The organism is Pseudomonas sp. BF-B-15 (assembly GCF_019946675.1).
Lineage (GTDB): Bacteria > Pseudomonadota > Gammaproteobacteria > Pseudomonadales > Pseudomonadaceae > Aquipseudomonas > Aquipseudomonas migulae.
The window spans coordinates 1-19,139 of sequence record NZ_JAGYFZ010000108.1; the positions used below are offsets into that span (position 1 = coordinate 1).

Annotated in this window: 17 protein-coding genes; 9 read left to right on the top strand and 8 right to left on the bottom strand. The window is 61.1% G+C overall.

What is annotated here, in order from left to right; translation table 11 throughout:
* Nucleotides 1–64 precede the first annotated feature (64 nt).
* Nucleotides 65–997 carry a LysR substrate-binding domain-containing protein gene (locus KGA97_RS25045; RefSeq protein ID WP_008043425.1) on the bottom strand — a complete coding sequence of 311 codons (933 nt, stop codon included), beginning with the start codon at nt 995–997 and terminating at the stop codon, nt 65–67.
* 369 nt (nt 998–1,366) lie between these two features.
* Here KGA97_RS25045 and KGA97_RS25050 point away from each other — a divergent pair, with 369 nt between their 5' ends.
* The 6 genes from KGA97_RS25050 to KGA97_RS25075 all read left to right on the top strand — a co-directional run bounded on the left by KGA97_RS25050 (nt 1,367) and on the right by KGA97_RS25075 (nt 8,909).
* Complete coding sequence (locus KGA97_RS25050; protein ID WP_223481696.1) at nt 1,367–3,010, top strand: ABC transporter substrate-binding protein; 1,644 nt, start codon at nt 1,367–1,369, stop codon at nt 3,008–3,010.
* A gap of 76 nt (nt 3,011–3,086) precedes the next feature.
* Entirely contained in the window at nt 3,087–4,040 is a 954-nt protein-coding gene (locus tag KGA97_RS25055; RefSeq protein WP_008043421.1) for an ABC transporter permease, read from the top strand.
* Nucleotides 4,037–4,873, top strand: coding sequence for an ABC transporter permease (locus KGA97_RS25060; RefSeq protein WP_008043419.1), 837 nt, complete (start codon nt 4,037–4,039; stop codon nt 4,871–4,873). The genes KGA97_RS25055 and KGA97_RS25060 overlap by 4 nt, the downstream gene beginning before the upstream one ends.
* A 2-nt stretch (nt 4,874–4,875) precedes the next feature.
* Nucleotides 4,876–6,522: a dipeptide ABC transporter ATP-binding protein gene (locus tag KGA97_RS25065; protein ID WP_207286506.1), complete on the top strand. Its 1,647-nt coding sequence runs from the start codon at nt 4,876–4,878 to the stop codon at nt 6,520–6,522.
* An 86-nt stretch (nt 6,523–6,608) separates the two neighbouring features.
* On the top strand, nt 6,609–7,790 hold the full coding sequence (locus KGA97_RS25070; protein WP_207286507.1) for a hypothetical protein: 1,182 nt from the start codon (nt 6,609–6,611) through the stop codon (nt 7,788–7,790).
* Nucleotides 7,791–8,033: 243 nt separating this feature from the next.
* Nucleotides 8,034–8,909 carry a LysR substrate-binding domain-containing protein gene (locus KGA97_RS25075; RefSeq protein WP_223481697.1) on the top strand — a complete coding sequence of 292 codons (876 nt, stop codon included), beginning with the start codon at nt 8,034–8,036 and terminating at the stop codon, nt 8,907–8,909.
* A gap of 122 nt (nt 8,910–9,031) precedes the next feature.
* Here the strand turns inward: KGA97_RS25075 and KGA97_RS25080 are convergent, their stop codons facing one another.
* The 6 genes from KGA97_RS25080 to KGA97_RS25105 all read right to left on the bottom strand — a co-directional run bounded on the left by KGA97_RS25080 (nt 9,032) and on the right by KGA97_RS25105 (nt 14,114).
* On the bottom strand, nt 9,032–10,465 hold the full coding sequence (locus KGA97_RS25080) for an NAD-dependent succinate-semialdehyde dehydrogenase (protein ID WP_223481698.1): 1,434 nt from the start codon (nt 10,463–10,465) through the stop codon (nt 9,032–9,034).
* On the bottom strand, nt 10,462–11,496 hold the full coding sequence (locus KGA97_RS25085; RefSeq protein WP_008043408.1) for an aldo/keto reductase: 1,035 nt from the start codon (nt 11,494–11,496) through the stop codon (nt 10,462–10,464). The genes KGA97_RS25080 and KGA97_RS25085 overlap by 4 nt, the downstream gene beginning before the upstream one ends.
* 10 nt (nt 11,497–11,506) lie before the next feature.
* Nucleotides 11,507–12,019 carry a formaldehyde-activating enzyme gene (gene fae, locus KGA97_RS25090; protein ID WP_008043405.1) on the bottom strand — a complete coding sequence of 171 codons (513 nt, stop codon included), beginning with the start codon at nt 12,017–12,019 and terminating at the stop codon, nt 11,507–11,509.
* Nucleotides 12,020–12,376: 357 nt separating this feature from the next.
* Nucleotides 12,377–12,658, bottom strand: a complete 282-nt coding sequence (locus KGA97_RS25095; protein WP_008043404.1) for a pentapeptide MXKDX repeat protein — start codon at nt 12,656–12,658, stop codon at nt 12,377–12,379.
* A 71-nt stretch (nt 12,659–12,729) separates the two neighbouring features.
* Complete coding sequence (locus KGA97_RS25100) at nt 12,730–13,509, bottom strand: molybdopterin-dependent oxidoreductase (RefSeq protein WP_192496269.1); 780 nt, start codon at nt 13,507–13,509, stop codon at nt 12,730–12,732.
* A complete protein-coding gene (locus tag KGA97_RS25105) occupies nt 13,506–14,114 on the bottom strand; it encodes a cytochrome b/b6 domain-containing protein (RefSeq protein ID WP_223481699.1) in 609 nt (202 codons plus the stop codon). The genes KGA97_RS25100 and KGA97_RS25105 overlap by 4 nt, the downstream gene beginning before the upstream one ends.
* A 187-nt stretch (nt 14,115–14,301) precedes the next feature.
* Between KGA97_RS25105 and KGA97_RS25110 the strand changes: the two genes are divergently transcribed.
* Nucleotides 14,302–15,237, top strand: coding sequence for a class I SAM-dependent methyltransferase (locus KGA97_RS25110; RefSeq protein WP_223481700.1), 936 nt, complete (start codon nt 14,302–14,304; stop codon nt 15,235–15,237).
* 117 nt (nt 15,238–15,354) lie between these two features.
* On the opposite strand, the gene KGA97_RS25115 is transcribed toward KGA97_RS25110, so the two are convergent.
* Nucleotides 15,355–16,128, bottom strand: coding sequence for a helix-turn-helix transcriptional regulator (locus KGA97_RS25115; RefSeq protein WP_008043396.1), 774 nt, complete (start codon nt 16,126–16,128; stop codon nt 15,355–15,357).
* Nucleotides 16,129–16,239: 111 nt separating this feature from the next.
* On the opposite strand from KGA97_RS25115, the gene KGA97_RS25120 reads away from it, so the two are divergent.
* On the top strand, nt 16,240–17,343 hold the full coding sequence (locus KGA97_RS25120; protein ID WP_223481701.1) for a polyamine ABC transporter substrate-binding protein: 1,104 nt from the start codon (nt 16,240–16,242) through the stop codon (nt 17,341–17,343).
* Nucleotides 17,344–17,510: 167 nt separating this feature from the next.
* Entirely contained in the window at nt 17,511–18,626 is a 1,116-nt protein-coding gene (locus KGA97_RS25125) for a P1 family peptidase (RefSeq protein ID WP_223481702.1), read from the top strand.
* Nucleotides 18,627–19,139: the final 513 nt, after the last annotated feature.

Below are 19,139 nucleotides of genomic sequence, written 5' to 3' on the forward strand. Positions count from 1 at the left end.
CATCAATGTTGACTGACACTCCGCCTTCGCGGGCAAGCCTCGCTCCTACAGGGGGTTGTAGTGTTCAGGTGGCGGCGGTCGAGGGCTCGAGTTTCCTTTGCGCCAGCCAGATTTCTTCCTGCAACCACTCGCTGAACAGCTGCAATTGCGGCATCTGCGTCTGTTCCGGCCGGGTCACCAGCCAGTAGGATTGATGCCCTTCCACGTGCACGTTCAGCACTTGGGTCAACTGCCCACTGGCCAGTTCCGAAGCGACCATGTGCCAGTCGGCGATGGTGATGCCCAAACCGTCGACGGCCGCGCGGATGGCCAGGTCCAGCAGGTCAAACTCGTAGCCGCCCTGGGTATCGACGCCGGTGATGCGCGCGGCGTCCAGCCAGTGTTTCCAAGTCAGGTAACGCTGGTCTTCCCGGGCCAGCACGTGCAGCAAGGTCAGGCGATTAAGGTCAATGCCCTGCTCGCTCCACTCCCGCGCATACAAGGTCGGCGCGCACACCGCGATATGCCGCTCCTGGATCAGCAGCGAACTGTCCAGCCCATCCCACTCACCGTCGCCGAAACGAATCGCGCAATCCAGCGTACTGGTTTCCGCGAGGCTGTCCTGCAAGCGTGTGGTAATGCTCAACTCCAGTTCCGGATGCTTCTCCCGCAGCCGCCCCAGACGCGGCATCAGCCAGCGGTTGGTGAAGGTCGGCGGCGCGTTGATGTGCAGGCGATTGGAATGGGTTTTCTGCTGGATGCTGCGCACCGTCAGCTCGATCTTGTCGAAGGATTGATGTAGCGCCCGTAACAGCACTCGCCCGGCGCTGGTCAGGTCGAGGTGATGATGGCGCCGCTCCAGCAGGTTTTCGCCCAATTGCTCTTCGAGTTGGCGCACCTGCCGGCTGACGGCGCTCTGGGTGACATTGAGCAACTCGGCGGCCCGGGTGAAGCTGCCGGTGCTGCCGGCCACTTCGAAGGCTTTGAGGGCATTCAGACCAGGCATTTTGCGTTTCATGAAAGGCACTCGTGGAAGGCTGACGAGGTATTAAGCATCCCACGCCTTGTAGGAAATTTCCCCAGTAACATGCATTTTTGTGTTGTGTAGGACAATCCAGCAGCTCCGCGAACCGCTTTTCTGTAGGAGTGAGCCTGCTCGCGATAGCGGACTATCTGACACATAAATGTCGACTGGCACACCGCAATCGCGAGCAGGCTCACTCCTACAGGGGTTGAGTCCAGCCTGTCTATTTCAAGCTCTGACATAGCCCTGCGCCAGTAACATGCATTTATCGAACGTTTGCGCGTTGAATTTATCGTTTGTCGATCTTTGCGCCGATGACAAAACTGCGGCCATCTCAAATAAAAACAACATGAGAGCTGCCCCATGCCCCATCTCGACGAGCTAACAACTCTGGACGGCGCCCTGCCGCATCCAGCAGTCAACGACCTGTGCACCCAAGTCAAAAGTGGCGAGATCAACCGCCGGCAATTCTTGCGCACCGCCGCCCTCCTCGGCATCACCGTCGCCAGCGCCAGCACCTTCCTCGGTTCCGCCCTGCTCGGTAATTCCGCCCACGCCGCCGAGGCCATCCCGCCACGCCAGGGCGGTACGTTGCGTTTTGCCTGCGCCATCCAGGAAATTCAGGACCCGATGCTGATCACCTGGATCGAAGCCTCGAACCTGCTGCGCAACTCCCTGGAATTCTTGACCTGGGTGGACGCCGACAACATCACCCACCCCTACCTGGCCGAGAGCTGGAGCCCGTCCGAAGACCTCAAGACCTGGACCTTCAACCTGCGCCAGGGCGTCAAGTGGAGCAACGGCGACGAGTTCACCAGCGACGATGTCGAACACAACATCCATCGCTGGATCGCCGCCGACTCCAAGTCGGTCAACCGCACCGCGTTCCAGGACATCGCTGCTTTCGAAAAAGTCAGCCCGTACCAGTTCCGCCTGGTGCTCAAGCGGCCGATTCTGGCCATCCCGGAAATGCTCAGCGCCTTCACCTGCACCCTGGTTCACCGCAGCTTCAAAAACGGTGATGACTGGGCGAAAAACCCGATTGGCACCGGGCCGTTCAAGCTGGTGTCGTTTGCGGTGAACAAGCAAGCCACCTTCGCCAAACGCGCAGATTACTGGCGCAAACCGGCCAATCTCGACGAATTGCGCTACGTCGACATGGGCACCGACATTTCCACCCATCTCGCGGCGCTGCAAGCCGGGCAAGTGGACGTGCTTTACCGCGTGACCGTGGCCGAACTGGACCTGGCCAAGCGCTTGCCGGGCGCGCAGTTGCTCAGTTGCAAGTCCGCGCAGACCGTGGTCATGCGCATGGCCTGCGACCAGAAGCCGTTCACCGATGTGCGTATCCGCAAAGCCGTGGTGCTCTGCGCCGACAATGCGCAGATGCTGAAAATCGCCTATCGCGGCATGGGCACGCTGGGCGAAGACCACCACGTCGCGCCTTCCCATCCGGAATATGCGCCGCTGCCCAAGCGTGAGCGGGATATCGCCGGGGCGAAAAAACTGCTGGCCGACGCCGGTTACCCGAATGGCATCGACATCGACCTGATTGTCGGCAACACCCAGGGCCGCTACGAACAGGACTGCGCGCAGATCCTGCAGCAGAACTGCCTGGAGGCCGGCATCCGCATCAACCTGAAAGTCATTCCGGCCACCCAATACTGGCCGATCTGGGACAAGGCGGCGTTCAGCCTGACCTATTGGGCACACCGCCCGCTGGGCGTGATGTCGCTGGAACTGGCCTACCGCAGCGGTGCGGCCTGGAACGAAAGCCACTACAGCGACCCGGCCTTCGACGCCGCACTGGACAAGGCCATGGGCATCATCGATCCGAAACAACGGGCCCTGGCGATGCAGGATGTCGAGCGCATCCTGCAGGACGCCGCGGTGATGGTGCAGCCGTTCTGGGGTGACAAGTTCACCGCCACCAGCAAGAAGGTCCAGGGTTTCCAGGTTCACCCTTCGGACTTCTACCCAATGGATGAAGTCTGGCTGAGCGCCTGACGCGCAGCCCCAAACGTGCCCGCCCACCGACCGGTGCGGCGGGCCGGCATCCCTTGATTAGCCGGAGCCTGCAAGCATGGCTGAATTTCTGTTACGCAAATTGATGGCGCTGGTCGCGACCCTGTTGTCGGTGTCGCTGATCGTGTTTGTCGCCCTTGAACTGAACATCGAAGACGTCGCCATCAACGTCCTCGGCCCCTACTCCGCCGCCGACCAGCGCGCCGCATGGCTGGTGGAACATGGCTACAACCAACCGTTCCTGTGGCGTTACCTGGTGTGGCTGAAGGATTTCGTCAGCGGCGACTGGGGCACCTCGGTGCACTTTCGCGAACCGGTGATCAACCTGCTGCTGCCCAACCTCGGGCAAACATTGATCCTCGCCGGGCTGGCCCTGTTGGTGATGGTACCGGTGGCCCTGACCCTGGGCATTCTGGCCGGCATTCGCCAGGGTTCGGCGATAGACCGCCTGGTGTCGTTCCTGTCGATCGTCACCACCTCGATTCCGGACTTCGCCAGTGCCGTGTTCGTCTCGGCAATCTTTGTGTTCTGGCTCAACTGGCTGCCAGGCGTGAGCAGCATGAGTGATGGCTTCAACGCCGCCGAGCTGGCCTTGCCGCTGATGGTGTTGTGCCTGTTCGGCATCGGCTACCTGGCCCGCATCACCCGCGCATCGATGGTTGAAGTCATGCAGGCGCCGTACATCCGCACCGCTCGCCTCAAAGGCGCATCGACCTCGCGCATTGTGCTGCGCCATGCCTTGCGCAACGTCCTCATCGCCCCGATCACGGTGATCATGCTGTACATCCCGTGGTTACTGTCGAACGTGATCGTGGTCGAAGTGTTCTTCGCCTACAAAGGCTTCGGCTCGTTGCTGTACACCGCTTCGCTGAACCACGACGTTTACCTGATCGAAGCCTGCGCGATGATCAGCGGCGCAGTGGTCGGCGCGACGAAAATCTTTTCCGACCTGGCCTACACCTGGCTCAACCCGCGCATCACCTTGCGCAGTCTTGGCGGAGGTGGCCAATGAGCTTCCTGCAATCGTTCAAACATCCCTTGGCCTTGCTCGGTTTGCTGCTGGTGGGCGGCTGGGTGCTGACCGCCACGTTTGCACCCTGGCTGGCCCCCCATGACCCGCTGGAAAGTTTCAGCCCGTTGCTCACGCCGATGAGCGCCGACGGCAATGGCCAGAGCTTTCTGCTGGGCACCGACATGATTGGCCGGGACATTCTTTCACGGCTGGTCTGGGGCACGCGCACCGTGTTGTTCTGGTCGATCCTGGCAACGCTGACCGCGTTTGCCGTGGGCATTGCCATGGGCCTGTGCGCCGGTTACTTCAACGGCAAGGTCGATGCCTTTCTGTCGTACGTCGCCGACACCGTGTTGTCGTTCCCGGTGCTGGTGCTGTACATCGTGATCATCATCGCCCTCGGCGCTTCGGCGCTGAACATTCTGATTGCGGTGACCTTCACCAGCGCCCCGGCGATCTTCCGCATCATGCGCGCCCTGACCATCGACATCCGCTCCCGGGATTACGTGCTCAGCGCGATCACCCAGGGTGAAGGTTCGTTGCGCATCATGCTGGTGGAAATCCTGCCCAACTGCGGCGGCCCGCTGATCGTCGATTTCTGCCTGCGTATCGGCTACACCGCGATCATGATCGGCGCCCTCGGTTTCCTCGGCCTCGGCCTGCCACCACCGACCCCGGACTGGGGCGGCATGATCAACGAAGGCCGCAGCATGGCCATCGCGTTCCCGCACCTGGTGATTTTCCCGTGCATTGCCATCTCCACCCTGATGCTGGGCCTGAGCCTGTTGGCGGACGGTCTGGACGAACACGCCCAGAAAGGCGCAAGGAGCTGAGCATGAATCAACAACAAGTCTTGAAGGTGGAGAATCTCTCCATTGAATTGCCGGCCGGCGCCGACCGCAGCCACGCCGTGCAAGGCATCAGCCTGGATGTGCGCAAGGGCGAAATCCTCTGTGTGATCGGCGAGTCCGGCTCCGGTAAATCGGTGCTTTCTGCGGCGATCATGGGCGACTACGCCAAAGGCCTGCGCCACAGCGAAGGCGTGATCGATTTTCTCGGCGATGACATCTGCCGCATGGAAGAAAACGCCCTGCGTCAGTTGCGCGGTAATCGCATCGCGATGATCTTCCAGGAGCCCATGGCCGCGTTGAATCCGGCGATCCGTATCGGCCAGCAAGTCGAGGAGATCTTCGACATCCACGCCCCGCAGATGCCCGCCGCCGAGCGCCGCGAACGTATGCTCGCGCTGCTCGACTCCACCCACTTGCCGGACCCGCCACGGATCGCCAACAGCTTTCCCCATCAACTCTCCGGCGGCCAATGCCAGCGGGTGGTGATTGCCATGGCCCTGGCCATGAACCCCGACCTGTTGATCGCCGACGAACCGACCACAGCCCTCGACGTCACCACCCAGGCGCAAGTCCTGAAACTGGTGCGTGAACTGCGCGGGCGGGGCCAGCACGGCATCCTGTTCATCACCCACGATTTCGGCGTGGTCGCGGAAATCGCCGACCGCATCGCAGTGATGGAAGGTGGCCGCCTGGTGGAAATCGGTGAGCGCGATCAGGTGCTCAACGCTCCGGCGCATCCTTACACCCGCAAACTGATCGCCGCCGTGCCGGCCCTTCACCCGGAACTGCACGTGCCCAGCGCCGACGGTGAACTGGCGCTGCGCATCGAGCACCTGAACAAAACCTACAACGTCGGCGGCCGCTCGGTGGCGGCGCTCAGGGATGTCTCCCTGCAACTGCCACGGGGCAAGACCCTGGCCATCGTCGGCGAGTCCGGTTCGGGCAAGAGCACGTTGGTCAAAGCGGCGATTCGCCTGGTGGACAGCGACAGCGGCCACGTGTGGGTCGGCGACACGGATTTCCTCGCCTTGCGCGGCTCGGCACTGGCGGCCAATCGGCGGCGCATCCAGATGATTTTCCAGGACCCTTACGGCTCACTCAATCCGCGTCACCGAGTCGGCGACATCATTGCCCGCGCCGCGCAACTGCGTGGGCTGTCGGCCAAGGATGCGTGGACCGAGGCCGGCGACTTGCTGGAGCAGGTCGGGCTCAAACGTGACGCGCTCAAGCGCAAGCCCCGGCAGTTTTCCGGAGGTCAGCGTCAACGCATCGGCATTGCCAGGGCACTGGCGATGCGCCCGGAAGTGTTGATCGCCGATGAAAGCGTCTCGGCGCTCGATGTCTCGGTACAGAAACAGGTGCTGGAGTTGCTCGCCGAGCTGCAACAGCGACTGAACCTGAGCATTTTGTTCATCACCCACGACCTGCGCGTGGCGGCGCAGATCAGTGACTACATCGCGGTGATGCGCCAGGGCGAAGTGGTGGAATACGGCACGGCGGAACAGGTGTTGCTGCGCCCGCAAAACACCTACACCCAGACCTTGCTGGCGGCGGCCCCCGGCGCTTCGGCGATACCGGTGGTGCCTGTCGCGGAGCCCGCGTTGAGGCTGATCCGGCCTCAAGCCAACTAAGCCCATAACCCTTTCCCCAGGTCGCAGCGTTCGCTGCGGCATGGGTTGCTGTTGCCAACAATAATCAGAAAATCGGGAGTATCACAGTGCGCGCAATCACCCCTCGTGCTATCCGTTCCATTGCTTTGATTCCAGTGCTCGGCGCCCTCGCAGCCCCGGCCATGGCGGTTCAAGTGACCGACAACCTCGACCTCGGCGGCGCCGTGCGAGCCCGTTGGGACTATGACCCGGACCGCGACATTCAGAAATTCGGCCTGGACACCGTGTTCCTCAGCGCCAAGTACAACTCCGACACCTGGATTGGTGAGGCGCAGTACCGTTTCTACGGACGCTCCTACCCTTACCAGTACACCAAGGACTACGGCGACATCCAGTTCGCCAAGTACGCGTGGGCCGGCTACAAGTTCAACCCGGACCAGCAAGTGCAGGTAGGTTTGAACACCGTGCCGTTCGGTTTGCAGCCGTACTTCGGCAGCACCTTCTACGAAACCCTCGGCAACGTCATCGGCCTGGAAGACGTGCAACAGATCGGCGCCAAGTACATCCAGCAAAGCGGCGACTGGAACGTCCAGGCCGGCTACTACCTGCGCCCGGCGTGGCAAGGCAAAGGCACCAGCAAAGGCGTGACGTATTCCAGCGTGGTGTCCGGGGCGGACAGCTACGTCAGCGATGGCAGCGACAACCAGGAACGCAACACCATCGTACTTCGGGTGGCCAAGGCGCTGGACCTGGGGCCGTGGAAATCCGAAGTCGGGATCTCTGGCCTGACCTCGACCCTGAAAAACAAGGACACCGACAACGACGGCCGACGCAACGCCGTGGCCGTGCACTACCTGGGCAAGAACGGTCCGTGGGGCGTGCAACTGCAAGCGGCGCGGCAACAGATGTCGCCGCGCAACGCCGGTACCGATGAACTGGTGACGCTGGGCGGTTACGACGGCACTTACAACGTCGCCAGTCGCGGCAATTTGTACGTGGCGGACCTGAGCTACGACGTCAGCGGCAAATACCTGTTCGACCTGGTCAGCGGCGTGAAGCTGTACGCCAACTACAGTGCCTTCGATAAATCCGCCGATGAGTTCAAGACCTCGCAGCGGATGATTCTCGGCACCTCGTTTTCCTTCAGCAAACTGTGGATCGCGACCGAGTGGCTGTATGGCAAGAATGACCCGTACATCGGTGGCAGCAGCTACACCCAGAGCCTGGGTGCTGGCGGGACGGATCATTGGGAGAATCAGCTGTACATGAACATCGGGTATTACTTCTGATCCGGGATTTTCGGCGTCCTTGAAATCGCCATCGCCGGCAAGCCGGGCTCCTACAGACTTCGGGTGATCACACAATACCGAACATCCCCCGATCCTGTAGGAGCTGGCTTGCCAGCGAAAGCGTCAGCCCAAACACCACTTGCATCAGCCCCTTGCTAATAGTCAGATAGGCACCACAAAACCATCCAAAAACAACAAACCGGCCCGACACATCACCCGAGGCCAGTGCGGAGCCCCCCTTCCATGCGTCAACTCCCCTCGCTCAACATGCTGCGCGTCTTCGAAGAGGTCGCGCGGCATCGTAGTTTCAGCCAGGCAGCCTTGGGGTTGAACGTCACCCAGGGCGCGGTGAGTCGTCAGATCAAGCAGCTCGAAGACTACCTCGGCGTGGCGCTGTTCATCCGCACCCCACAAGGCCTGTCCCTGACCGAAACCGGCCTCGCCCTCTCCCCTCAACTGAGCGACGCCTTCGATCACGTCGAACGCGCCCTGCAAGCCGTGCGCGTACCCAACCTGCGCCAACGCTTGCGCATCGTCGCGCCGCCGACCTGGGCCACGCGCTGGTTGTCGGCGCACCTGCGCGCCTTTTGCCAACGCTACCCGGACATCAGCCTCAGCGTGACCAACCAAAGCGGCCACGACAACCTTGCAGAAATCGACTGCCACATCCGCTTCGGCCTCGAAGCGGCCAGCCACTGCAGCAGCCAGTTACTGGTGATGGAACGGCACATGGCGGTGGCCAGCCCGGAGTTGTTCGTCAACGGCCAACCGCCGGACTTGCGGCGGTTTCCGTTGCTGCACATCCTGCATGACGGCAAACGGTTGAAGGTCTGGGAGAACTGGCTGGCGGCAATGGGCCGGGACGATGTCGATGCGGGGCAAGGGCTGGAATTCAGCACGCTGGATCAGGTGATCCACACTGCTCTGGCGGGTGGTGGATTAGCCGTGATTGACCGGCAGATGATCGAAAAGGAATTGGCGAATGGCAGTTTGTTGCCGATCACCCCGGTGGAAGTGATCGGGCCGTATGGCTATTGGCTGGATGTGGCGAATGACAAGCAGGGTTTGTCGAAAGTGCGGTTGTTTACGGAGTGGCTAGGGGTGGTCAGCAATCCCTAAGCCAGGCACATTCCCATTGTGGGAGCGGGCTTGCTCGCGAATGCGGTGTGTCAGTTGACATTAATGTGTCTGACACACTGCCTTCGCGAGCAAGCCCGCTCCCACAGGGTGGAGTGACGCTCTTAGAGGCCGCCCATCAGCAGGTATTTGATTTCCAGGTAGTCTTCCAGACCGTACTTCGATCCCTCGCGACCAAGGCCCGATTCCTTGATGCCGCCGAATGGCGCCACTTCCGTGGAAATGATCCCTTCGTTGATCCCGACCATGCCGGCTTCCAGGCCTTCGGCCATGCGCCACACGCGGCCAATGTCGCGGCTGTAGAAGTAGGCCGACAAACCGTACGGCGTGTCGTTGGCTTTTTGCAGCACTTCGGCTTCGTCCTTGAAGCGGAAGCACGCGGCCACCGGGCCAAAGGTTTCGTCCTGGGCAATCAGCATTTCGCTGTTGGCTTCGGCGAGGATGGTCGGCTGGTAAAACGTCCCGCCGAGTGCGTGGCGACGGCCGCCGCACAACAGTTTGGCGCCCTTCTCCAGTGCATCGCCGACGTGCAGTTCAACCTTGGCCAGCGCCGCTGCGTTGATCAGCGGACCTTGCTCGGTTTCGCCGTCCAGCGCACTGCCGACGCGCATCGCCGCCACCGCTTCAGCGAGTTTGCCGGTGAAGGCTTCGTAGACGCCGTCCTGAATAAAGAAGCGATTCACGCAGACACAGGTTTGCCCGGTGTTGCGGAATTTCGAGGCCATCGCGCCTTTGACGGCTGCGTCCAGATCGGCGTCGTCGAAGACAATGAACGGCGCATTGCCGCCCAGTTCCAGCGAGACTTTTTTCAGGGTGTCCGCCGCCTGACGCATCAGCAACTTGCCGGTACGGGTGGAGCCGGTGAATGACAGTTTGCGCACGATGCCCGAGGCTTGCAGCGCCCCGCCAATCGCCACGGCATCACCGGAAACGATGTTGAACACACCGGCCGGAATGCCCGCCTGCTCGGCCAGCACCGCCAAGGCGAACGCGGACAACGGCGTCTCTTCCGAGGGTTTTAGAATCATCGTGCAACCGGCCGCCAGCGCCGGGCCGACCTTGCGAGTGACCATTGCCAGCGGGAAGTTCCACGGGGTGATCGCAGCGACCACGCCGATGGCTTCCTTGACCACGATGATCCGCGCGTCAGCCTTGTGGCTCGGGATCACGTCGCCGTAAGCGCGCTTGGCTTCTTCGGCAAACCACTCCAGAAAGCTTGCGGCGTAGACCACTTCGCCCATGGCTTCGGCCAGGGGCTTGCCCTGTTCGCGGCTGAGCAGCGTCGCCAAATCCTTCTGGTTACCCAGCATCAGCTCGCTCCAGCGCTTGAGCTTCTGGCTGCGTTCCTTGGCGGTCAACTTGCGCCAGGCCGGCAACGCACGGTTGGCGGCGTCGATGGCGCGGTTGGTTTCTTCAGCGCCGGCCTTTTGTACGTCGGTGATCAACTCGCCATTGGCCGGGTTCAGCACCGGGTAAGTGGCACCACCGCTGGACCATTGGCCGTCGATGAAATTGCCGTGACGGATCAACGAGCTCATGCCACAGCCTCGGTCAGATTGAAGCGTTCAAGACCCGGACGGGCCGAACGCAAGATACGTTTACCGGCGGTGTAATCGTTGATCACGTCGCACGGGGTGTAATTGCGTTCCAGTTCGTGCAGCTCTTCGGCATCGAGTCTGGTTTCCAGCGCGGCCAGGGCGCTGTCGAACTGCTCGGTGGTGTCAGCGCCGACCAGCATGCAATCCACACCGGGATGGTTGGCGACCCAGGCCTGAGCTATCTGTGCGTTGGACACACCACGGGCACGGGCCACGCGTTGTACCGAATGGGCGATTTCGAACGAGGCTTCGTCGCTGTACATCTGCTGAGTGAAGAAGTCGGTCTGGTTGCGGGTCGACTGAGCGTCGCCGGTCAGCAAGCCACGGGCCAGCGGGCTGAATACCGAGACGCCCAAACCCTGGTCGCGGCAGAACGGAATCATCTCGCGTTCTTCTTCGCGGTAGGCGCAGTTCAGTTGCAGCTGCATGTTGATCGGTTTGACCCAACCGTTGCGCTCACAGGCCATGAGGATTTTCGCCAACTGCCCGGTGAGCATGGTCGACACGCCGATGTAACGCGCCTTGCCGGAACGCACGATGTCGTTCATCGCGCTCATGGTTTCTTCCACCGGGGTGTTCACGTCGAAGTAATGCAGCATGAACACGTCGACATAATCCATGTTCAGACGCTTAAGCGACGCATCGATGCTGTCCATGATGTGCTTGCGCGAATGGCCGCTGGCGTTGATGCCGGAGCGGGTGCCGTAGCCGACTTTGGTGGTGATCACCAGGTCTTCGCGACGGGCCAGGCGCTTGACGATGCGCCCCACCACTTCCTCGCCGACACCGGCGGAATAGAAGTCCGCGAGGTCGATGAAGTTCACCCCGTTGTCCAGCGCGTGCGCGACGATCGGCTCGCTTTTCTTCTCATCGAAGATCCACGGTTTCCAGTCCGGGGTGCCCATGTTCATGGTGCCCAGGCACAGGCGGGAGACTTCAAGGCCGGAGTTGCCCAAACGAATGTATTGCATGATTCGGACCTCAGGCTTTTGGCGTGTAGAAAGGGTTGCTGATGTGATTGACCACATCGGCCAGTTGCGCGGTTTCCGGTTTGCCGGTCAGCGCGGCACGGATCGCCGTGCGGCAGGCGTTGTAGTTGTTCAGGTACACCGCATCGAGGTCATCGCAGGCCGGGTTGACCCAGTTGGCGGTGACGATGGCCCACTCGTCTTCGGCTTCCGGCGGCAAGGTGCCGTCGAGCAGCGCTTCGAGCACCGCCTTGGCGATGCCGGCCTGCGACGCGCCCCAAGTGGCGTTGCCGTGCAGGTCACTGCTGATCGCGGCTTTGTTCACGTAAAGGGTCATCGGCTTGACCGGGATGTTCGGCTGAGCGATCACCATGAACGGGCAATGGCCCTGGCTTGGCGATGCCAGGCTGTTGGCAAACGCCTGCCCTGCCGGGCCGTTGCGCGGGCCGATCAGGATGTTGATGTGCGCGGCGTTCACGCCTGGGCCTTCGAAACCTTCACCGATGTACAGGTCGAGTTCTTTCATGGGTCGTTACTCTTCAGTGATTTTCTGGATGATCAGAAGTGCACGCAGACAGAGGAAGTCGCGTGGTTTTGGTCGGGGGTTGAAGAGCGCAGGACGTGGCGGAGGGAATCAGTCATGGGTGCAAACGCTCTTTTTTGTTGTTGATGAGCTGTGTTTGCGATTTTTTAACACTGGGGGTTGGCGGGGCTGTAACCATTAAAAGTCATGGGGGCATGACTTAAAGTCATACCCTGCAATGCACAACACTGTAGGAGCAGAGCTTGCTCGCGAAAGCGGTGTATCAGGCAACGATGATGTCGGCTGACACTCCGTCTTCGCGAGCAAGCTCTGCTCCTACAGGGATCGCGTTGTAATGAATTACTGCGACATGGCGTCCTTTTTCATGGCGTCCTTGGACATCGCGTCTTTTTTCATTCCGTCCTTGCTCATCGAATCCTTGGACATGGCGTCTTTTTTCATCGTGTCCTTGCTCATGGCATCTTTTTTCATCGAGTCTTTTTTCATGGCGTCCTTGGACATCGAATCTTTGCTCATGCTGTCCTTGCTCATGCCATCACTGGTTGTCGTCTCGGCGGCAAACACGCTGGCGGCACCTACGGCGAGGCACATGGACAATACGACGGTGGTCAACTTTTTCATGATGAAACTCCTTGAAGCACAGGTTGCGATTGAACGCAGCGTGAGCCGCGCTGTGAAGTTGGCGGGTGCCGTCAGCTGCCACCGAACCAGTTGTAGCCCTGGTCTTCCCAGTAGCCGCCGCTGTAGGTGTTGCTGACGAAAATCGCCTGAATATGTTTGGGGTTCTTGTAGCCGAGCTTGGTGGGCATGCGCAGCTTCATCGGAAAGCCGTATTCGCGCGGCAACACCGCGCCGTCATAGGTCAGGGCCAGCAACGTCTGCGAGTGCAGCGCGGTGGCCATGTCGATGCTGGTGTAGTAATCGTCGGCGCATTTGAAACCGACATATTTGGCATCGGTGTCGGCTCCGACCCGTTTGAGGAAATCGCTGAACCGCACGCCGCCCCACCGCCCGATCGCACTCCAGCCTTCGACGCAGATATGCCGGGTGATCTGCTCGTTCTGCGCCATCGCGCGCAGCTCTTCGAGGCGCCAGCTGCGCTTGTCGGCGACCAGGCCGGTGACTTCCAGTCGATAGCTTTCTTCCTCAACGATGGGTGCCTCGTCGATGCCGTAAAACGCGTTGAAGGGGAACGGCCGGGTGATCATCGACGCCGGATAGGTCGGTGCCAGTGCATCGGGATTGAACAGCCAGCCCTGCACCCGATCGTTGAACCGCGACATGGATGACAACGCGGTCTCGACGCTTTCGTTGTCGGTCAGGTTGCAGCCCGACAACATGGCTACGCCGCCGAGGGTCAGCCCACGCATCAGGAACGAACGGCGGGAGCGGTCTTCGATCTGTGGCGCAATGATTTTCCGGGCGTCTTTGAGGATGGATGACTCATCCAGGCCTGCGATGGGCTTTTTCATACGGGCTCCTTGCGACCGTTAATCATGGCCAGCAGCGTTTTGGGAACGAGTGCGACCATCACCAGATGCACCGCGACAAACGCCACCAACAGCGCCATCGCGATGAAATGCACATGCCGCGCTGCTTCGTAACCGCCGAGTAATTCACGCAACAGCGGAAACTGGACGGACTTCCACAACACCAGCCCGGAGACCACCAACAGCGTGATATCGAGCATCACGAACAGGTAAGCCAGCCGTTGCACCTGGTTGTAATGACTCAGGTCGGCATGCCCCAGCCGCCCGCGCAATGCGGCCCACAGGTCCTGCAGAACACCTTTGGGCGACACCGGGAAGAAGCGTCGAGAGAGACGACCGCTGGCGAGGTTGATGATCAGGTAGGCAAGGCCGTTGATGGCGAGAAACCACATCGCCGCGAAATGCCATTGCAACGCCCCGCCGAGCCAGCCGCCCAGCGTGATGCCCTTGGGAAAACTGAAGTCGTAGAGCGGCGATGCGTTGTAGATGCGCCAACCGCTGGTGACCATGACCAGCACCGCCAGGGCGTTCAGCCAATGGGTCAGGCGCAGCCAGCGCGGATGGGATGAAGCAGGTATCGGCGACATGATCGGCTCCCGGCGGTTGTTGTTATTCGTTGGAGCCGAGTATGGGAGCCGACAGATCGCCAAATCCTCACGTAAAGTTAAATTAACCGTGATAACTCCCCCCCGCTCCCACCGTGTTTTGTGTTGTCAGCCCAAGGTGTGCATTTGTGGTTAAAATGCCGCCCCCTCAAATGACCGACACCGCCCGATGAACTCAGACGCGCTCACCACCCTCCACGACCATCTGCTGACCGCCCTGGCCGCGGCACCCGCAGAAACCCGCCGACTGTTCCACGGTCGCGGACGGTGCTGGCCGGGGCTGGAGCAATTGACCGTCGACTGGCTGCAAGGCGTGGTGCTCGTGTCGCTGTTCAAGGAACCGGAAGCGGCACAGCTGGAAGCGCTGAAACAGCGGTTGATGGCGCTCACTCAATCGCCGGCGTGGGAGACATCCGGCGCGCATACGTTGGCGCTGCAACATCGCTACCTGCTGCAAAGCACCACCGAATGGCTGGTCGGGGAAGTCATCGATGACATGACCATCACCGAGGGCGGCCTGCGTTATCGCGTAGACCTGGGCCGCAAGCAGAACACCGGGCTGTTCCTCGACATGCGTTACGGCCGCGATTGGGTGCGCGCCAATGCCGAGGGCAAGCGCGTGTTGAACCTGTTTGCCTACACCTGCGGTTTTTCCGTGGCGGCCATCGAGGGCGGTGCCGAACACGTGGTCAACCTGGACATGTCCAGCCCGGCCCTGAACCGTGGCCGCGACAATCACCGGCTCAACGGCCACGACATGAGCAAGGTGAGTTTCCTCGGCCACGACCTGTTCAAGTCCTGGGGCAAGGTGATCGGTAAAGGCCCTTATGACCTGGTGATCATCGATCCGCCGTCCTTCCAGAAAGGCAGTTTTCTGTTGACCAAGGATTACCAGCGCGTGCTGCGTCGGTTGCCGGAGTTGCTCACGCCACAGGGCACGGTGCTGGCCTGCATGAACGACCCGGCGTTTGGTGCGGATTTCCTGATTGATGGAGTCATGCGCGAGGCGCCGAGCCTGCGGTTCGAGCAACGGCTGGAGAATCCGCCGGAGTTTCCGGATGCGGATGTCGAGTGCGGGTTGAAGGCGTTGGTGTTTCGGCAGTAACACCGCGCCGCGCCCATCGCGAGCAGGCTCACTCCCACATTGGAATGCGATCGAATGTGGGAGTGAGCCTGCTCGCGATGGGGGCCTGACAGGCAACAAATCTCTTTGATTGGCCAGTCAACGCGGCTGCAACACCAACGCAAACAACTCCCCATGCCCGTTCACGTTGAGCTTGTGATAGACGTTGCGCCGATGCACTTTCACCGTTTCCGGCGAGATCCCCAATTGCTGGGCAATCGCCTTGCTTGAAAAGCCCTGAAGAATCAGGCGCGCCGTTTCGATTTCGCGCACTGTCAAACGCGCATCAAAGCGATCCAGCAACGTCGCCAGATCCCCGGCCACGGCTTCGGCAACCGGGCCTTCTGGCGGCATCAATTGCAGGTGACGGCGCATCGCCGCCAGCACCCAGTCACGCACACAAAGCAGACGACCCTGCTCTTCCAGGGTAAAACGCGTCGAACGGCCGAGTGACAAACCGAGCACGGAATCTTCGACGTTGATCATGAACTGCAACTCGTCGTCGCCCACCACAGAGCGGAAGTAACTCAGGTAGTACTCGCTCTGCTGAAACTGGTCTGGCGCCAGCGACTCTAGGCTGTGCAAGCCATCGGCAATGCCTGCACACGCGGCCTGATAAAACGGATCGAGCAGGTACATGCCGGCGCTGTAACCGGCCAGTTCCTCATGCTCGTCGGCGCCGCCCTTGGCGTCGAAATCGATCAGCAGGCGTGGCACTCGCCCCGGCCGCATCACCGCGACCAATGCGTTGTCCAGCGGCACCAGCAACCGCAGCGTGTCGACCAGTGCGCGCCAGAAACCGTCCCGACCCAACGCGCCAAACACCCGCGCCAGGCCCTGGTGCACCGGCAACTCTTTCAGCAACGCGTCCACGCTCTACCCCTTTCGAGTAACCCATGATGGGAATGGGTGAGTCCCCGGCCTGCCGATACGCTGCAAGCACCTGTTCATCACCGGCCTGCAGCAGGCCAGGAGTGCCGCATCATGAGTCGTCGCCTTCCACAGATCAATCTCGGGTTGAGCGCCTGTTTGTGCGTTTCGCTGTCGGCGTTGGCTGCCGAAAGCCCGACGGTTCACGTTTACAACTGGTACGACTACATCGGTCCCAACACCCTGCACGACTTCAAGCGCGACACCGGGATCGAACCGGTTTACGACACCTTCGACAGCGCCGAAGTGCTGGAAGGCAAACTGCTCACCAGCCGCAGCGGCTACGACGTGGTGGTGGCCAGCAACTTCAGCCTGCCGACCCTGATCAAGGCCGGCGCCCTGGCACCATTGCCCCACGCACAGATGCCTGACTTCAAGAACATGGATGCTGACCTGCTGGCGAAACTGGCCAACAACGATCCGGGCAATCAGTACGCCGTGCCGTACCTGTGGGGCACCAACGGCATTGGCTACAACGTCGATAAAGTCCGCGCCGCGCTGGGCGACAAGGCACCGGTGGATTCCTGGGAGCTGGTGTTCAACGAAGCCAACCTGGCCAAGCTCGGCCAGTGCGGCGTGGCCATGCTCGACTCGCCGTCGGAGATGCTACCGGTGGCCCTGCACTACCTCGGCCTGCCGCCCAACAGCACCAATCCCGAGGACTACAAGAAGGCCGAAGCGCTGCTGCTCAAACTGCGTCCGCACATCGCCTATTTCAACTCGTCGAAATTCATCAGCGACCTGGCCAACGGCAACATCTGCGTCGCGGTGGGTTGGTCCGGCGCGATGCTGGAAGCCAAGACCAACGCCGAGCAGGCCAACAACGGCGTGAAGATCGCCTACAGCCTGCCGAAGGAAGGCGCGCCGGTGTGGTTCGACACCCTCGTGTTGCTCAAGGACGCGCCGCACCCGCAGCAGGGTCTGGCCTTCATCGACTACCTGATGCGCCCTGAAGTGATTGCCCCGGTCAGTGATCACCTCAACTACCCCAACGGCAACCGCAGCGCCACGCCGCTGGTGGCCGAAGCGACTCGCAATAACCCGGCGGTGTACCCGTCCGCGCAAGCCTTGGCCACGTTATTCACCCTCCAGCCGCTGCCGCCGGCTACCGAACGCGTGCGTACGCGGATCTGGAGCAAGGTCAAAAACGGACAGTAATCCACCGCAAAAAACCTGTGGGAGCGAGCCTGCTCGCGATGGCGGTGTGTCAGGCAATGAAGATGTCGACTGACACACCGCCATCGCCGGCAAGCCGGTCTCACTCCCACAGGGATTGCGTTTGGCCCAACGATTTTTTCTGCCACGAATTGAAGATGAGAGAAACAATGAAACCACGTGCCCGCGACCTGAACCTCCAGTTCGGCCAACTGCAACCCGGCCCGCTCAATGCCATCACCGATGTGCCCGGCGTGCGGGTCGGCCACAGCGATGTGCGAGGCCGCACCGCCAACGGTCGCGACATCCTGACCGGCGTCACCGTGATCGAGCCGCGTGCCGGTTCCACCAGCCAGCAACCGTGTTTTGCCGGCGTCCATGTGCTCAACGGCAACGGCGATGCCACAGGTCTGGAATGGATCCGCGAAGCGGGTCTGCTCACCAGCCCGATCGCCTTCACCAACACCCACAGCCTGGGCGTGGTGCGCGATGCATTGATTGTGCTGGACCGCGAACAGCAACCGGATGACGGGCGACTTTACTGGAACATGCCGGTGGTGCTGGAAACCTTCGACGGCTTGCTCAACGACATCAACGGTTTCCACGTCAAACCCGAGCACGTGGCCCAAGCCCTGCGCACGGCGACAAGCGGACCGGTGAAAGAAGGTGCGGTGGGTGGTGGCAGCGGCATGATCTGTCACGAGTTCAAGGGCGGCATCGGCACCGCTTCGCGACGTTTGAATGCTGGCCAGGGTGGCTGGACGGTGGGGGCCATCGTCCAGGCCAACCACGGTATCCGCAACGAATTACGCGTCGACGGTTACCCGGTCGGGCGCTATATGGAAAAGGCTGACTCACCATTCCTCAAGGCATCGCTGCCGCATCCGGGCATGGGTTCGATTGTGGTGTGCCTGGCCACCGATGCACCGTTGCTGCCACATCAATGCACCCGCCTCGCCCAGCGCGCCAGCCTCGGTCTGGCGCGGACCGGTGGCGGTAACGAAGACCACAGCGGCGATATCTTCATTGCCTTTGCGACCGGTAACGATGTGCCACCCGCTGCTTATGAGAGCAAGAAGGCGCCGACAACCGACAACCTGCGCATGGTCAACAACGACCACATCAGCGAGTTGTTCCTTGCCGCTACCGAAGCCGTGGAAGAAGCAATCATCAACGCTCTGCTGGCCTGCGACACCGCCGAGGGCAATGGCCATGCGGTGCCGGGGCTGGACGCCGAAACACTGCTCAACGCCTTGCGTCGTGCGGGCTGGCCGGGACGCGACTAGCGGTACTTGAGTGCCAAACTCCATCTTCCTACGATGATTCTACGCAGCCGTTTGTTTGCTCAACTCGAGCGGTTGCGTAGGTGGTGAGTGATCTGAACCCCTACCAAGCTCACCGCCTGTTTCACGTGCATCTTGAGCCTCAAGGGCTCTACTTTTTCCCCATCAAAGAGCCTTGAGGCTCTTTTTTTTGCATGGGTGACAGACCCAGAAAAAGCCCGGTATCTGAACGTAGTAATGCTGTTCAATTGTGATTTTTTTGGATTGGGTGGGGGGCATATCCGTTGCTGCGGTGATGCTGCTATTGGTTTCGCTTTTACAGCGAGTCACTTTCGAAAAGCGCGAAAGTAACCAAAGCGCTTTTGCCCCTTTCGTTCGGTGCCTCGCTGTGGCTCGGCATACCCTCGCTCCGGTCCTGCTCCGTGGGCCCGCCGCCATCGGCCATCCATGGCCGGGGGCGGCTAACCCGGCATCCTTGCCGGGTTGCCCACTACGCAGAACCTGCGCTCGGCCTCT

Bases quoted from the DNA above. Each gene is read 5' to 3' on its own strand.
- KGA97_RS25045 (WP_008043425.1), bottom strand. From the start codon at position 997: ATGAAACGCAAAATGCCTGGTCTGAATGCCCTCAAAGCCTTCGAAGTG.
- KGA97_RS25050 (WP_223481696.1), top strand. From the start codon at position 1,367: ATGCCCCATCTCGACGAGCTAACAACTCTGGACGGCGCCCTGCCGCAT.
- KGA97_RS25055 (WP_008043421.1), top strand. From the start codon at position 3,087: ATGGCTGAATTTCTGTTACGCAAATTGATGGCGCTGGTCGCGACCCTG.
- KGA97_RS25060 (WP_008043419.1), top strand. From the start codon at position 4,037: ATGAGCTTCCTGCAATCGTTCAAACATCCCTTGGCCTTGCTCGGTTTG.
- KGA97_RS25065 (WP_207286506.1), top strand. From the start codon at position 4,876: ATGAATCAACAACAAGTCTTGAAGGTGGAGAATCTCTCCATTGAATTG.
- KGA97_RS25075 (WP_223481697.1), top strand. From the start codon at position 8,034: ATGCGTCAACTCCCCTCGCTCAACATGCTGCGCGTCTTCGAAGAGGTC.
- KGA97_RS25080 (WP_223481698.1), bottom strand. From the start codon at position 10,465: ATGAGCTCGTTGATCCGTCACGGCAATTTCATCGACGGCCAATGGTCC.
- KGA97_RS25085 (WP_008043408.1), bottom strand. From the start codon at position 11,496: ATGCAATACATTCGTTTGGGCAACTCCGGCCTTGAAGTCTCCCGCCTG.
- fae (WP_008043405.1), bottom strand. From the start codon at position 12,019: ATGAAAGAACTCGACCTGTACATCGGTGAAGGTTTCGAAGGCCCAGGC.
- KGA97_RS25095 (WP_008043404.1), bottom strand. From the start codon at position 12,658: ATGAAAAAGTTGACCACCGTCGTATTGTCCATGTGCCTCGCCGTAGGT.
- KGA97_RS25100 (WP_192496269.1), bottom strand. From the start codon at position 13,509: ATGAAAAAGCCCATCGCAGGCCTGGATGAGTCATCCATCCTCAAAGAC.
- KGA97_RS25105 (WP_223481699.1), bottom strand. From the start codon at position 14,114: ATGTCGCCGATACCTGCTTCATCCCATCCGCGCTGGCTGCGCCTGACC.
- KGA97_RS25110 (WP_223481700.1), top strand. From the start codon at position 14,302: ATGAACTCAGACGCGCTCACCACCCTCCACGACCATCTGCTGACCGCC.
- KGA97_RS25120 (WP_223481701.1), top strand. From the start codon at position 16,240: ATGAGTCGTCGCCTTCCACAGATCAATCTCGGGTTGAGCGCCTGTTTG.
- KGA97_RS25125 (WP_223481702.1), top strand. From the start codon at position 17,511: ATGAAACCACGTGCCCGCGACCTGAACCTCCAGTTCGGCCAACTGCAA.